The following is a 13,550-nucleotide window of genomic DNA, read 5'->3' on the forward strand; positions in this document are numbered from 1 at the left end:
CAATCCCTCGGTCGAACGGCCCGCGGGGCGGCTGTCGGAAGGTATGCCCGGCAGCTGCCCGACGGAACCGTGAATGCGAGGTGATATCTCAATCTGACTGGCGTCTGTGAGGTGATGGGGGGTCTTTCTGTCACATTCGGGGCCACCGTCCGCCGGCGCCGGCGCCGGGGTTCGCATCCGGCGTCCGGCCGCCGCCGGATCACCCGGCCCCGGTCTCCGCGCGCCGGTCCAGAGCGAGCCACACGCGGTCGCGGGTCAGGGGGAGTTCGGTGAACCGGATGCCGGTGGCGTCCCGAAGTGCGTTGGCGAACGCCGGGGCGACCGGGTTGAACGGGCTCTCGCTCATCGACTTCGCGCCGAGCGGACCGATCGCGTCGGCGGTCTCCATGAAGTGCACCTCGGTGCGGGGGATGTCGGCGTACTGGGGGAGCCGGTACTGACGGAACGCGGTCGTGGTGACCTCGCCGCGCTCGTTCAGCCGGACGTTCTCGAAGAGCGTGGCACCCAGGGCCTGCGCGATCCCGCCCTCGACCTGGCCGCGGCACTGCATCGGGTTCATCACCCGGCCCGCGTCCGCCGCGTGCACACTGCGCAGCACCCTGATCTCACCGGTCCCCGGGTCCACCGCGAGCCGGAACCACTGCGCGTTGAAGGCGACGGAGCGCGGCGTGCCCCCGAAGTGCCCGTCCGCCGTGAGTTCCCGGCCGGCCGACTGCGCCGCCGCGTACAACTCCTTGAGCGGAACGCGCTGTTGCCGGCACTCGACCGCGTCCTCCACCAGGCGGCATTCCTCGCGGGCTGCTCCGAGGTGCCCGGCCGCGAGGTCCAGGATCCTCTCGGCGAGGGCCTGGGAGGCGCGAAGGGTCGCCTTTCCGGCCACCACGGTTCCCGTGGACCCGAACGCCCCGGTGTCGTGCTTCACGACGTCGGTGTCGGACTGCCGAACGGTGATCCGGTCGACGGTGGTCGCCAGCTCTCCGGCCGCGATCTGGCGGTGGACCGTGGTGGTGCCGTTGCCGAACTCCGCTGTTCCCACGGCCAGGTCGTACGTGCCGTCCGCCCCGAGTCCGATCCGGGCGTCGGCGATATGGCCACCGGGCGGCCCGGTCGCGATCATGGACAGGGCCGACCCCTCACCCACCAGCCAGCCCGGGGGCGCCGCGTCAGCCGCTCCAGCCGCATCCGCCGCTTCCGCCGACTCCCGCCGCGCGCCGCGCACGACGGCCAGGCACTGGTCGAGTCCGTAGCTGGCGATGTGCAGGTCCTCCTCCTCGCCGCCGGGGCTGATCATGGCCTCGCCGGGACCGATGATGTTGCGTTCCCGGAACGTCAGGGGATCGATGCCGAGCAGCCGGGCGAGTTCATCCATCACCGACTCCATGGCGAAGACGACCTGCCCGAGCCCGTATCCGCGGAAGGCGCCCGCGGGCACGGCATGGGTGTAGACGCAGTAGCCGTCGGCCTTCTTGTGCGGAGCGCGGTAGACGGCCAGCGACTCACCGACGCTGTGGAACATCACCGCCGGGCCGTGGTTGCCGTACGCCCCGGTGTTGGACACCACGCGCAGCTGGATCGCGGTCAGCGTGCCGTCCCGCCGGGCCCCGGCCTTCACCCGGACGGTGAACGGGTGGCGGGTGGTGGCTCCGTAGAACTGCTCGGCGCGGGTGTACTCGAGTTTCACGGGCCGGTGCAGACGCAGCGCGGCGAGCACGACGATGTCCTCGACGATCATCTCCTGCTTCCCGCCGAAGCCGCCGCCCACGCGCCCCGCCAGAACGCGGACCTTCTCCAGGGGCAGATCGAACAGTGCGCACAGGGCCCGGCGGGTGAGGAACGGCGTCTGGGTGCTGGAGCGCACGACGATGCGCTCGACGTCCTCCTCCGTCCGCTCGAACCAGGCCACGGCTCCGTGCGTCTCCAGGCTCGCGTGCTGGACCCGCTGGGTCCGGAACGTCTCCTCGTACACCACGTCCGCGTCGGCGAACCCCTCCTGCACGGAGCCGATCTCACCGTGGACCTCGCCCACGACGTTGTCCCGGGGCCGGGAGATGCGTGCGGTCGCGGCGTCCTTGGCATGCACGACCGGTGCGCCCGGAAGCATCGCCTCCTCCGGGTCGGTGACCGCCGGCAGCACCTCGTACGTCACCTCCACGCGCCGGCAGCCCTCCTCGGCCGCGGCCTCGCTGTCGGCGACGACCGCGGCCACCCGCTGGCCGGCATAGCGCACCGTGTCGTCGAGGAGCCGGGTGTCGTCGGGGTCCTCGGTGGGGTGCTCGTGGCGGGCGCTCGAGTAGTGCCGTTCGGGGGCGTCGTGGTGGGTGAGGACCAGACGCACCCCCGGCACGCGCAGCGCGGCGGCCGTGTCGATGGCGGTGATGCGGGCGTGCGGATGCGGGGAGCGCAGCAGCTTCATGTGCAGCAGACCGGGTACGTCGATGTCGAAGGTGTACCGGGCCGTGCCCGTGACCACCTGTGGGCCGGCCGGTGCGGGAAGGCTGCGGCCCACCGCGGAGCCCGCGCACGGGGTCTCGACGTGCTTCACCCCGCGTACGGCGTCCTCGATGGCGCGGTATCCGGTGCAGCGGCAGAGATTCCCCTTGAAGGCGCGCGGCAGGTCACCGAGCTGCTCCTCGTCCAGTGCCACGGTGGTCATCAGATACCCGGCCGTGCAGAAGCCGCACTGGAACCCCTGGGCATCGAGGAACCTCTGCTGCACCGGGTGGAGTTCGCCGTCGGTGGCCAGGCCCTCGACGGTGGTCACCGAACGGCCTTCGGCGCGGACGGCGGGGAAGAGGCAGCTGTGCACGGGCCTGCCGTCCACATGAACCGTGCAGGCCCCGCAGTCACCCGCGTCGCACCCCTTCTTCACGCCGAACCAGCCCTGCTCGCGCAGATAGGTCCGCAGGCACTGGCCCGGTCGCGGCTCGGCGTCGAAGGGCTGCTCGTTGACATGGATCCCGAAGCTCATCGGACGCCCTTCGTGGTCAGTTCGCGGCGGATCTCCTCGGCCAGGCGGAAGGTCATGTGGCGTCGCCAGGCGGGCAGCCCGTGGATGTCGTCGAACCAGTCGGCGTCGCCGATCGCGCCTTCGAGGGTGTCCCGCAGCCCGCGTGCGTCCGGCGGCCGCGGGAACCAGAGACGGAAGGGGCGCACCGTGGCCGCGGTCACCGTCACGGACAGCGAGCCGTCCTGCGGGTCGAGCACCCCGATGACCAGTGCGCCGGACCGGCCCAGGCCGTACAGGGACACCTGACGGAAGGCGGTGCGCGAGGACATGGCGCGGGCGGGCAGGGTGACGGAACGCAGCAACTCCCCCTCGCCCAGGTCCTTCAGGCCTGCGCCGATGACGAAGTCGGCCACCCGGATCCGGCGCAGCGATCCGTCCTGTGCCTGGAGCAGGCATACGCCGTCGAGGGCGGCGGTGAGCGAGATCATCGGACCGGCCGGCAGGCCGTTGCAGAGATTCCCGCCGACCGTGGCCATGTTCCAGATCTTGAACGAGGCGAGGAACGCCCGGCAGCACTGCTCGAACAGCGGCGCCACCGGCGCCCCGCACCGCCGTCCGTAACGGGACAGTTCCGCGATGGTGCAGGTCGCGGAGATCGCCACGGAGCCGTCGGCGAGGTCCCGGACCGGCTGCCAGCCCATCGTGCTCAGATCCACCAGCCGCCGCAGGTGCGGCTGGGGCTCGGAGAACAGGTAGGTGCCGCCCGCGAGCCAGGCGTCGCCGGGCCGCCAGGGGGCTCGGACCCGGGCGTCACGTACGTCCCGCACGGTGTTGAGATCCATCTCGTACTCCGTTCCGGCCGCTGGTTCTCGGCCACGACGGCCTCAGTGAAGCAACGGGCCGGCCCCGCGCACGACTGGTGCGCCGCACGAAAAAGCACGACGGCCCACCCGGCTTGCTGGAGGATCAACCAAGAGAGGTATCGCGGGTGTCACCTGGCATTTACGATGACTCGACTCGTATTTGCCTCGTGAATGTGAGATGGCGGGTGCAGCTCGCCAGCCGCGCAAGGAGCAAGACCATGCACGTCGAAGACCTCCTCCAGCTCCAAGCGCTCGACCTCGCTCTGGTGTGGGGCGAGCGCCGGCTCCTGGCCCGGGAGATCAGCGGGGTCACCGCCACGGACCTGGAGGACCCGGCCCGCTTTCTCCAGCAGGGCGAGATCGTCCTCAGCGGCCTGGTCTGGTGGAAACCCACCGACCACCCCGAGAAGGCGGACCGGTTCGTCGCGGCCCTCGAGTCCGCCGGGGTTGCCGCGCTCCTCGCCGGCGAGGAGACGCACGGCGCCGTCCCCGATGTCCTCACCGACTCCTGCCGTGCACGCGGCGTCGCGCTCATCTCCGTACCCGCACACACCAGCTTCCGGGACATCACCGAGGCGGTCTACCTCCGGCAGTGGGGCGACCTCAGCCGCCGCCCCGCCCACCACCACGCCCTGCCCGAGAACGTACGCAGGGAACTCAGCGTCCTGCTGGCAGCCGACGCGGACCTGGACACCCTGCTCGACCGTGCGTTCGCGCACCTGGGAACCCCGGCCTGCCACGTCCTCAGCGCAACCGGCCGCACCCTCGCCCGTACGCCGTCCACCGCACCCCTGACCGCGCAGCAGGGCATCGAACGACTGCGCAGTCCCGCCGGAACCACGCTTCGCATCGAATCGGACGGCTCCCCGTACAGGGTCCGCCACCTCCACCTGCCCGACACCGCGGGGGCCCCGCCACGGGTCCTCCACGAAATAGCCGACGTCCTCGCCCAGCACGAGCACCGCGGCGCACGCGCAGAGAAGACGGTACGCGACAGGGCCCGCACCCTCGTCGAGTCGATCGGCTCCCCGGCGACGGACCTCACGTCACTGGTGCGCGCACTCCGGAGCAGCGGCCTGCCCGCCGACGGCCCGTACCGGGTCATCACGGCGCGGACGGCGCACGGTGACGCGTGCGCGGCGGCGGACGCCCTGTCCGAGGCGCTGCGCCACCACCCCGACCGCCCCTTCGCCGTGGGCGAATCCGGTGATGAGGAGGGCGAGGCCGTGGCGGTCGTCCAGGGCGGATCGGGCACGGAAGAAGACCGGCTCCGGTCGGTCTGGCCGCTCCTGGCGGCCTGCCACCCCACCGCGGCACTGCACGCCGGCGCGGGAACGTCCGTCGCGACCCCCGGGGAGCTTCGCGGCAGCCTCGTACAGGCCCGCTACGCGCAGGCCGCGGCCCGTGCGACCGCCCCTGCCCGATCCTGTCTGACTTCGGCGGACGACCTCACCACGCTGCCCGCCCTCCTCGTCGGAGTCCCGCAGTCCGTACGCGAGGTGTTCAGCGCCCGGACCCTGGGTCCGCTCGTCGACGGGGAGAGCGCCTCGCAGCGCATGCTCCTGGAAACCCTCGAGGTCTTCCTCAGACACAACGGCTCCTGGGCGCGCACCGCCGAAGCCCTCCATCTGCACGTCAACACCGTTCACTACCGCGTCCGGCGCATCGAGACGCTCACCGGCCGCGACCTTGCCCGGCTCGACCACAAACTCGATCTTCAGGCGGCCCTGCTCTGCCGCTGACCGGGCCGGGTGCCGCTCAGCCGCTCAGCCCTGGTTCTCCGGCCGGTCGATGTGCACATGCGTCGACTTGACCCGGGCCGTCGCCAGGACCCCGACCTCCAGGCCGAGTTCCTCGACGGACTCGCGGCTGATCAGCGACACCAGCCGGTGCGGCCCCGACTGGATCTCCACCTGGGCCACGATGTCGTCGACCGTCACCGCGGTGACGATGCCGGCGAACGCGTTGCGCACCGACGTCATGACCCCACCGGGCACCGGATGCAGACCGGCCGCCCGCTCCGTGGCGAAGCCCGCCAGACTGACGCCGTCGATCATCCGGTTCCCCGACCCGCCCCGGTCCATCGCGAGGTGACCGCCGTCCGCCCAGCGGCGAACGGTCTCGGGACTCACAGCCAGCAGCTCCGCTGCCTGGCCAATGCTGTACGAGGGCACCCGGGCACTCTAGGGCCTTTCGCCGGCGGGCAGGGCGTGACCATCGGCGCGACAGGGGACCGTGGCCGTGGAGCGTGACGGCGGACCCCGACGGCGTGGGGCCGGGAATCGTCCGGACGAGGCCGCGCTGTTCACGTCGTCAGGGGTCCGGCCGGGGCGCGGACCGTCCGGTGGTGTCGCAGGGATACGAACGGGCGGCCGTTCGCCTCCCACTGGCCGGCCGGATGCCATCCGAGCGGCCGCGCGTACCGCAGCAGCGCAGGGGTGCCGAGCCGGGCCCAGGGGAACTGCGGGGCGGGCGCCGATGCGGAGCGGGCGGCCCGGCCGTCGTCCAGCCGGACCTCCACCCGCTCGTCGATGTCCTGGGGCGCGGTCTCGGCGATGAGCAGCCCGCCGGGAGCGACCAGGGCGGCGGTGCGGTGAAGGAGATGACGGGGGTCGCCGCCGATGCCGATATTGCCGTCGACGAGCAGGACGGTGCCCCAACGCCCCTCGCCCGGCAGCGGTTCGAAGACGGAGCGGCGCAGTGCCGAGCCGCCGAGCCGCACGGTACGGGCGACCGCCGCCTCGCTGACGTCGATGCCGAGCGCACGGTGGCCGCGGGCCGCCAGAGCGGCCACCAGCCGCCCCGGCCCGCACCCGATGTCCAGGACGGGGCCCTCGCAGCGGCGCAGCGCCGACAGATCCGCCGCGTCCGCGACCGCGCACCAGCGCTCGACATCCAGCGGCAGCAGCCAGCCGTCCGTACGGCGGAGGAAGAGCGGACCGTGCCCGTTGCGCAGGGCGTTCGCGTACGGGTCGGTGCTCCACGAGCCGGCGTCCCGATGCGCCGGGCCGGTCAGGCCGGACTCCGGCAGGGTGCGGCTCACCGGGCGGCCACCGGGGTCGTCCGGGCCAGCGCCGCGGCGAACAGGCCGTGCGGCGCGAGCGCGGCGACGTGCGCGGCATCGGCCGCCGTGTCCACGTCCCGCAGCCGGGGAAGACCGCGAACGGTCAGCCCGGCGTCGACCAGCCGGCGCCGCTGCACGGCACCGGTCTCGGGCACGGACATCGGGACGCCGAGAAGGAGCGCCGGGTCGGGTTCGGCCAGGCCCAGCGCCCAGAATCCGCCGTCCTCGGCGGGGCCGAACCAGGCGTCGCAGCCGTCCCAGGCGGCGGGGGAGAGCGCGGGTGCCAGATCGGCCGCGGTGACCTGTGGGGTGTCCATCCCGATCAGGAGGGCCGGCCCCGTGCAGGCGCCGAAGGCGGCGGCGAGCCGTTCGTCGAGACCACCCGTGCACTGCTCCACCACGTCGATCCCGGGCGGCAGCCACGGACCGGGAACCCCGTCCAGAACGACCACGCGCCGCGCGGCCGGCATCGCGAGGACGGCGCGCAGGGTGTCGGCGAGCGCCGCCTCGGCCAGCCGCGCGGCCTCGACGGGGGAGAAGGGCGGAGTGAGGCGGGTCTTGACCCGGCCGGGCAGCGGTTCCTTCGCGATGACCAGCAGGGTGGTCACCCCGGCCGGGGCCCGGCGGCCGGCGCCGGCCTCGGACGAGGTCATCGCGTAGCTCCTGCCAGGACCGGAGGCTCACCCAGCACGGCGCGCATGTCGCGCACCGCGTGCCAGGTGCCCAGCCAGGTGCCGGTGACCTTCGACTTCCCGGTCCGCGCGAGATACGGGACATCCGTCTCTGCGACACGCAGCCCCGCATCGGCCGCGCGCACCACCATCTGAAGCGGGTACCCGCTGCGCCGGTCGGTGAGACCGAGCGCCAGCAGATCGGCCCGGCGCGCGGCCCGCATCGGCCCGAGGTCGTGCAGCCGCAGCCCGGTACGGCGGTGCAGCATCCGGGCGAGGGCGGCATTGCCCGCCCGTGCGTGCAGCGGCCAGGCGCCGCGCCCCACGGGGCGGCGGCGGCCGAGCAGCAGGTCGCACTCGCCGTCGGCGATCCGGCGGACGAAACCGGGCAGCAGCCCGGGATCCAGCGAGCCGTCGCAGTCGCAGAAGCAGACGAACTCCGCCTCGGAGGCGAGCAGACCGGCCTGACAGGCGGCGCCGAAGCCGCGCCGCGGTTCGTGCACCACGGTCGCGCCCAGCGACCGGGCCAGTTCGGCCGAACCATCGGTCGAGCCGTTGTCCACGACGATCGCCCGCCAGCCGCGAGGGACCGAGGCCAGCACCCCGGGCAGGGCGGCGGCCTCGTCCAGACAGGGCAGAACGAGGTCGGCACAGGGGCCGGAAGTATCGGAGGGAGGATTCACGCGGCTTACCCTACGGAGCGAAATCCGACAATTCGGGTTCCGGATTCTTACGAAATATGGACGTCGCCGGGCTGCGGCGCAGGGGCGTCCGCGCCGCACCGCCGCGAGTGCCAAGGTGGTGACATGCAGACGACCCCGGACCCTTCGCCGCCCTGCCCCGCCCACGGGACGCCGCCGGCGTCGGGGACGGAGCCGGGCGCCACCTCACGCGGCCACGTACTCGTCGTGGACGACGACCCCACGGTCGCGGAGGTGGTCACCGGCTATCTGACCGGTGCCGGATATGACGTGACCCGGGCGGCGAACGGCCCGGACGCACTCGATCAGTACGCCGCCCGCCGGCCCGACCTGGCCGTTCTGGACCTGATGCTGCCCGGCATGGACGGGTTCGAGGTCTGCCGCCGCATGCGCGCGCACGGACCGGTGCCGGTCATCATGCTGACCGCGCGAGGCGACGAGGACGACCGCATCCTCGGCCTGGAGACGGGGGCGGACGACTACGTCACCAAGCCATTCAGCCCGCGCGAGCTCGTCCTGCGCGTCGACTCGGTGCTGCGCCGCGTCGGAGCGTCCGCGGCGCCCGCTGGGCGCTCGGCACTGCTCGAGGGCGCGGGTCTCGTCCTCGACCCCGTGGCCAGGCATGCGACGTGGGAGGGGAGTGCACTGGCCCTCACGCTGCGGGAGTTCGACCTGCTCGCCTTCTTCCTGCGCCACCCGGGCCGGGTGTTCACCCGGGAGGAGCTGATGAGCGAGGTCTGGGGCTGGGACTTCGGCGATCTGTCGACGGTGACCGTCCATGTACGCCGGCTGCGCGGGAAGGTGGAGACCGACCCGGCCCGCCCGGAACTGATCCGTACGGTCTGGGGCGTCGGCTACCGGCTGGACCTCCCCCCGGGCCGGACGGCCAACACCGCCACGGCCAGCACCGCCACGGCCAGCACCGCCACGACCAACACCGCCACGACCAACACCGCCACGACCAACACCGCCACGGCCGGCACCCTCGCGGCCGGAACCGGAACCGGAACCGGCAACGGAACCGGCACCGGAACGCCGTCATGACCGACGTCCTCCTCATCGCGCTCTTCGCCTTCCTGGGCGCCGCCGCGGCCGGGTTGCTCGGCGCACTGGTCCTGCGGCTCTTCCGGCACCGTTCCCTCGTCGTCTCACTGACCGTGGTGGCCGCCGTGGCCGTGACCGCGATGCTCGCCGGGACGCTGGCTGTCGCCTGGGCGATGTTCCTGTCGCCGCACGACCTGAGCGTGATCACCACCGTCGTCGCCATGGCCGCCGTCGTCTCACTCGTCACCGCGATGCTGCTGGGCCGCTGGGTGGCGGCGCGGAGCCGCGATCTGACCCTGGCCGCCCGCTCCTTCGGCGACGGCGGCACCTTCGCGGCGCCCGCGGCCCCGGCCACCGCCGAACTCGCCGCTCTCACCCGCGAACTGGCCTCCACCAGTGCCAAGCTCGACAGTTCACGCGAGCGGGAGCGCGCCCTGGAGGCCTCGCGGCGAGAGCTCGTCGCCTGGATCTCGCACGACCTGCGCACTCCGCTCGCCGGTCTGCGGGCCATGTCCGAGGCCTTGGAGGACGGCATGGCCGTCGACTCGCGACGCTATCTGCGGCAGATACGCACCGAGGTCGACCGGATGAACGAGATGGTCGGCGACCTCTTCGAGCTGTCCCGTATCCATGCAGGTTCGCTCACCCTGACCCCCAGCCGGATCTCCGTCTACGACCTGGTGGGCGACGCGCTCGCCGGTGCGGACCCGCTGGCCAGGGAGCACGGTGTGCGGCTGGTCGGCGACCGGATCGAGGCGGTTCCCGTGGAGGTGGACGCCAAGGAGATGAGCCGGGTCCTGGGCAACCTCCTGATCAACGCGATCCGCCGCACCCCTGCCGACGGCACCGTCGCGGTGGCCGCGCACCGTGCGGACGGCGGGGTGGTCCTGTCGGTGACGGACGGCTGCGGCGGCATCCCGGAGGAGGACCTGCCCAGGGTCTTCGACACCGGGTGGCGCGGCAGCCATGCCCGTACGCCCCCGGCCGGCGCGGGCCTCGGACTCGCCATCGTGCGGGGGATCGTCGAGGCACACGCCGGCCGGGCCGAGGTCCGCAACGTCATCGGCGGCTGCTGCTTCGAGGTGACCCTGCCGTCGGCGTGAGTCTCAGACGGGCAGCCCGGTCGCCGCTTCCCGCAGCGGCGCCGACGCGAACTGCGCCATCCCCTCGGCGAATCCCACCGCCGGCTTCCAGCCCAGTTCGTCGCGCAGCCGCCGCGAGTCCGCCGTGACATGGCGTACGTCCCCGAGCCGGTACTCACCGGTGACCACCGGCGCCGGTCCGCCGTGGGCCGCGGCGAGGGCGGCGGCCATCTGACCGATGGTGTGCGGCTGTCCGCTCCCGGTGTTGTACGCGGCGAAGGCGGCCGGACCCCTTCCCGCGACCGCCTCCAGCGCCACGGCGTTCGCGGCGGCCACGTCGCGCACATGGATGAAGTCGCGGCGCTGGCCGCCGTCCTCGAAGACGCGGGGTGACTCGCCCCGTGCCAGGGCCGACCGGAAGAAGGAGGCGACACCGGCATAAGGGGTGTCGCGCGGCATCCCCGGCCCGTACACGTTGTGGTAGCGCAGCGACACCGCGCTGCCGCCCGTAGCCCGCACCCAGGAGGAGGCGAGGTGTTCCTGGGCGAGCTTGGTCGCCGCGTACACGTTGCGCGGGTCGGCCGGGGCGTCCTCCGCGACCAGCCCCGGCTCCAGTTCGGCGCCGCAGTGCGGACAGTGCGGCTCGAACCGGCCGGCGGCCAGATCGGCCTCCGCCCTCGGGCCCGGCCGGACCCCGCCATGACGGGGGCAGGAGTAGCGGCCCTCGCCGTAGACCACCATCGATCCGGCGAGCACCAGACTCCGCACTCCCGCCGCGGCCATCGCGGCAAGCAGCACGGCCGTTCCCAGGTCGTTGCACCCCACGTACTGCGGGGCGTCCGCGAAGTCCTTGCCCAGCCCGACCATCGCGGCCTGGTGGCAGACGACGTCGATGCCCCGCAACGCGCGGTCCACGGCCTCGCGATCACGTACGTCCGCGACGATCAACGTTCCGTCCGCACCGCCCGCGGCGGCGGTCCGGGCCGTGTCGGCGCCGTGTGCCGAGGGGAGCAGCGCGTCGAGCACCACCGCCTCGTGCCCGGTGGAGGTGAGAGTCCGGACGATCTCCGAACCGATGAACCCGGCTCCGCCGGTGACAAGTACACGCATGGGACCCACGTTAGGGCGCACGGCTCCAGGACCTTCGCTTCCGGCCCGGCACGTCACGAGACCGTAAGCCATGTGCCCGGAAGCGGGCGGGAGTACGCCGGCGGGGCGGCGCACGCCGACGCGGTGTCGGTGTACGCCGCCCCCGTGGAGCGGGACGGGCTGCCGGCTGCGGCCCGCAAGGTGCTGCCCGGTGCGGCTTCTCCCGCTACTTCGGATCGTCGTTGAACCTCGCGGTGGACCAGAAGTAGCCGAGCACGGTGAGGCCGACGCACCAGGCGATGGCGAGCCATCCGTTGTTGCCGATCTCGGTGCCGAGCAGCAGGCCGCGCAGGGTCTCGATGGCGGGGGTGAAGGGCTGGTACTCGGCGATGGGCCGGAACCAGCCCGGCATCGTGTCGACCGGGATGAAGGCGCTGGACAGGAGCGGCAGCAGGATCATCGGCAGCGCGTTGTTGCTGGCGGCCTCGGCGTTCGGGCTGATCAGGCCCATGCCGACCGCGATCCAGGTGAACGCCGTGGCGAAGAGCACGAGGAGTCCGAACGCGGCGGCCCACTCCAGGACGGTGGCATCGGTGGAGCGGAAACCGATGGCGACGCCGACGGCGCCGACGAGGACGACGCTGGCGATGCACTGCAGCACGCTGCCGACGACGTGCCCGATGAGGACCGATCCGCGGTGGATCGCCATGGTGCGGAAGCGGGCGATGATGCCCTCGGTCATGTCGTTGGAGACGGACACCGCGGTGCCGATCGTGGTGCTGCCGATGGTCATCAGCAGCAGGCCCGGGACGATGTACGCGATGTACTCGGAGCGGTCGGCGCCGCCGCCGCCGATGCCCGCGCTCATCACGTCTCCGAAGATGTAGACGAAGAGCAGGAGCAGCATGATCGGGGTGAGGAGCAGGTTCAGGGTGAGGGAGGGGTAGCGCCGTGCGTGCAGGAGGTTGCGGCGCAGCATGGTTGACGAGTCGCGGACGGCGAGTGAGAGGGCGCTCATCGGGCTGTCTCCTTGGACTGGTTGGCCTGGCTGGACCGGTTGGCCTGGGCCGGCTGGTTACTGCTGCTGGTCAGGGCGAAGAAGACGTCGTCGAGGTCGGGGGTGTGGACGGTGAGTTCGTCGGCTTCGATGCCGGCGGAGTCCAGCCGGTCGAGGATGGAGCGCAGGTCGCGCTGGCTGCCGTCGCTGAGGATCTGGAGTGACAGTGCTTCGTCGTCGCGGGTCGCTTCGTGAAGGACGGTGGCGGCGGACCGGTAGGCGTCGGGGTCGGAGAAGCGGAGTCGTACGTGTCCGCCGGGGACGAGGCGCTTGAGTTCGTCGGCGGTGCCTTCCGCGGCGATCTTTCCGTCATTCAGTACGGCGATGCGGTCGGCGAGTTCGTCGGCCTCGTCCAGGTACTGGGTGGTGAGCAGGACGGTGACTCCGTCGGCGACCAGGTCGCGGATGATGCCCCACATGTTGTGGCGGGAGCGCGGGTCGAGGCCGGTGGTGGGTTCGTCGAGGAAGATGATCCGCGGGTTCCCGACCAGGGTCATCGCGATGTCCAGGCGGCGCTTCATGCCGCCGGAGTAGGTGGAGGCGGGCTTCTTCGCGGCCTCCACCAGGTCGAAGCGTTCCAGCAGTTCGGCGGCGACCCGCCGCCCCTCGCTCCTGGAGAGGTGGTGCAGGTCCGCCATCAGGAGCATGTTCTCCTCGCCCGTGATCAGGCCGTCCACGGCGGAGAACTGCCCGGTGACACCGATCGCCGCACGCACCGCCTGCGGATCGGTGGCCAGGTCATGACCACCGACACGGATCTCACCCGAACCGGAACCGGCGGAGATGAGCGTGGAGAGAATCTTCACCGCCGTCGTCTTGCCGGCACCGTTCGGACCGAGCAACGCGAAGACACTGCCGGCCGGGATCCGCAGATCGATCCCGTCGAGCACGAGCTTGTCACCGTACGACTTACGCAGCCCGACGGCGGAGACGGCGGCGGGCGGCTCCTGGTCGTTCCCGCTTCTGGATGTGGGCATGACAGATGAAGGCATGGGGCCCTCCCGGGCGAAGGGTGAAGCGCGGCTGGGGGAC

General features: G+C 72.3%; 12 protein-coding genes. 3 read left to right on the top strand and 9 right to left on the bottom strand.

The features are described from left to right. Positions 1-199 precede the first annotated feature (199 nt). Both OG782_RS29450 and OG782_RS29455 read right to left on the bottom strand, forming a co-directional pair. The gene (locus tag OG782_RS29450) at positions 200-2,968 is read right to left on the bottom strand and encodes a molybdopterin-dependent oxidoreductase (RefSeq protein WP_406456049.1); all 2,769 of its coding nucleotides are present in this window, start codon (positions 2,966-2,968) and stop codon (positions 200-202) included. Then, positions 2,965-3,789, bottom strand: coding sequence for an FAD binding domain-containing protein (locus OG782_RS29455; protein ID WP_406456051.1), 825 nt, complete (start codon positions 3,787-3,789; stop codon positions 2,965-2,967). The genes OG782_RS29450 and OG782_RS29455 overlap by 4 nt, the downstream gene beginning before the upstream one ends. A gap of 239 nt (positions 3,790-4,028) precedes the next feature. Between OG782_RS29455 and OG782_RS29460 the strand changes: the two genes are divergently transcribed. Beyond that, positions 4,029-5,552: a PucR family transcriptional regulator gene (locus OG782_RS29460; RefSeq protein ID WP_406456053.1), complete on the top strand. Its 1,524-nt coding sequence runs from the start codon at positions 4,029-4,031 to the stop codon at positions 5,550-5,552. A 24-nt stretch (positions 5,553-5,576) separates the two neighbouring features. Here OG782_RS29460 and OG782_RS29465 read toward each other — a convergent pair whose 3' ends face one another. The 4 genes from OG782_RS29465 to OG782_RS29480 all read right to left on the bottom strand — a co-directional run bounded on the left by OG782_RS29465 (position 5,577) and on the right by OG782_RS29480 (position 8,228). Further along, positions 5,577-5,984, bottom strand: coding sequence for a molybdopterin-binding protein (locus OG782_RS29465; protein WP_406456055.1), 408 nt, complete (start codon positions 5,982-5,984; stop codon positions 5,577-5,579). A gap of 131 nt (positions 5,985-6,115) precedes the next feature. Further along, positions 6,116-6,853, bottom strand: a complete 738-nt coding sequence (locus OG782_RS29470) for a class I SAM-dependent methyltransferase (protein ID WP_406456057.1) — start codon at positions 6,851-6,853, stop codon at positions 6,116-6,118. Continuing rightward, positions 6,850-7,527, bottom strand: coding sequence for a DUF2064 domain-containing protein (locus OG782_RS29475; protein WP_406456059.1), 678 nt, complete (start codon positions 7,525-7,527; stop codon positions 6,850-6,852). Before OG782_RS29475 ends, OG782_RS29470 begins: the two co-directional genes overlap by 4 nt. Then, positions 7,524-8,228, bottom strand: coding sequence for a glycosyltransferase family 2 protein (locus OG782_RS29480; protein ID WP_406456061.1), 705 nt, complete (start codon positions 8,226-8,228; stop codon positions 7,524-7,526). Before OG782_RS29480 ends, OG782_RS29475 begins: the two co-directional genes overlap by 4 nt. Positions 8,229-8,351: 123 nt before the next feature. Between OG782_RS29480 and OG782_RS29485 the strand changes: the two genes are divergently transcribed. Beyond that, positions 8,352-9,290, top strand: a complete 939-nt coding sequence (locus OG782_RS29485; protein WP_406456063.1) for a response regulator transcription factor — start codon at positions 8,352-8,354, stop codon at positions 9,288-9,290. Then, complete coding sequence (locus OG782_RS29490) at positions 9,287-10,393, top strand: sensor histidine kinase (protein ID WP_406456065.1); 1,107 nt, start codon at positions 9,287-9,289, stop codon at positions 10,391-10,393. Before OG782_RS29485 ends, OG782_RS29490 begins: the two co-directional genes overlap by 4 nt. Positions 10,394-10,396: 3 nt before the next feature. Here OG782_RS29490 and OG782_RS29495 read toward each other — a convergent pair whose 3' ends face one another. The 3 genes from OG782_RS29495 to OG782_RS29505 all read right to left on the bottom strand — a co-directional run bounded on the left by OG782_RS29495 (position 10,397) and on the right by OG782_RS29505 (position 13,510). Then, positions 10,397-11,482: an NAD-dependent epimerase/dehydratase family protein gene (locus OG782_RS29495; protein ID WP_406456067.1), complete on the bottom strand. Its 1,086-nt coding sequence runs from the start codon at positions 11,480-11,482 to the stop codon at positions 10,397-10,399. A 205-nt stretch (positions 11,483-11,687) separates the two neighbouring features. Then, the gene (locus OG782_RS29500) at positions 11,688-12,479 is read right to left on the bottom strand and encodes an ABC transporter permease (protein WP_406456069.1); all 792 of its coding nucleotides are present in this window, start codon (positions 12,477-12,479) and stop codon (positions 11,688-11,690) included. Further along, positions 12,476-13,510, bottom strand: coding sequence for an ATP-binding cassette domain-containing protein (locus OG782_RS29505; protein ID WP_406456071.1), 1,035 nt, complete (start codon positions 13,508-13,510; stop codon positions 12,476-12,478). The genes OG782_RS29500 and OG782_RS29505 overlap by 4 nt, the downstream gene beginning before the upstream one ends. Positions 13,511-13,550 lie beyond the last annotated feature (40 nt).

The organism is Streptomyces sp. NBC_00876 (assembly GCF_045207435.1).
Taxonomy (GTDB): Bacteria; Actinomycetota; Actinomycetes; order Streptomycetales; family Streptomycetaceae; genus Streptomyces.

What these genes read in the sequence shown, in the direction of transcription:
- OG782_RS29500 (WP_406456069.1), bottom strand. Translation starts at nt 12,479, where the DNA reads ATGAGCGCCCTCTCACTCGCCGTCCGCGACTCGTCAACCATGCTGCGC.
- OG782_RS29460 (WP_406456053.1), top strand. Translation starts at nt 4,029, where the DNA reads ATGCACGTCGAAGACCTCCTCCAGCTCCAAGCGCTCGACCTCGCTCTG.
- OG782_RS29505 (WP_406456071.1), bottom strand. Translation starts at nt 13,510, where the DNA reads ATGCCTTCATCTGTCATGCCCACATCCAGAAGCGGGAACGACCAGGAG.
- OG782_RS29455 (WP_406456051.1), bottom strand. Translation starts at nt 3,789, where the DNA reads ATGGATCTCAACACCGTGCGGGACGTACGTGACGCCCGGGTCCGAGCC.
- OG782_RS29495 (WP_406456067.1), bottom strand. Translation starts at nt 11,482, where the DNA reads ATGCGTGTACTTGTCACCGGCGGAGCCGGGTTCATCGGTTCGGAGATC.
- OG782_RS29485 (WP_406456063.1), top strand. Translation starts at nt 8,352, where the DNA reads ATGCAGACGACCCCGGACCCTTCGCCGCCCTGCCCCGCCCACGGGACG.
- OG782_RS29490 (WP_406456065.1), top strand. Translation starts at nt 9,287, where the DNA reads ATGACCGACGTCCTCCTCATCGCGCTCTTCGCCTTCCTGGGCGCCGCC.
- OG782_RS29450 (WP_406456049.1), bottom strand. Translation starts at nt 2,968, where the DNA reads ATGAGCTTCGGGATCCATGTCAACGAGCAGCCCTTCGACGCCGAGCCG.
- OG782_RS29475 (WP_406456059.1), bottom strand. Translation starts at nt 7,527, where the DNA reads ATGACCTCGTCCGAGGCCGGCGCCGGCCGCCGGGCCCCGGCCGGGGTG.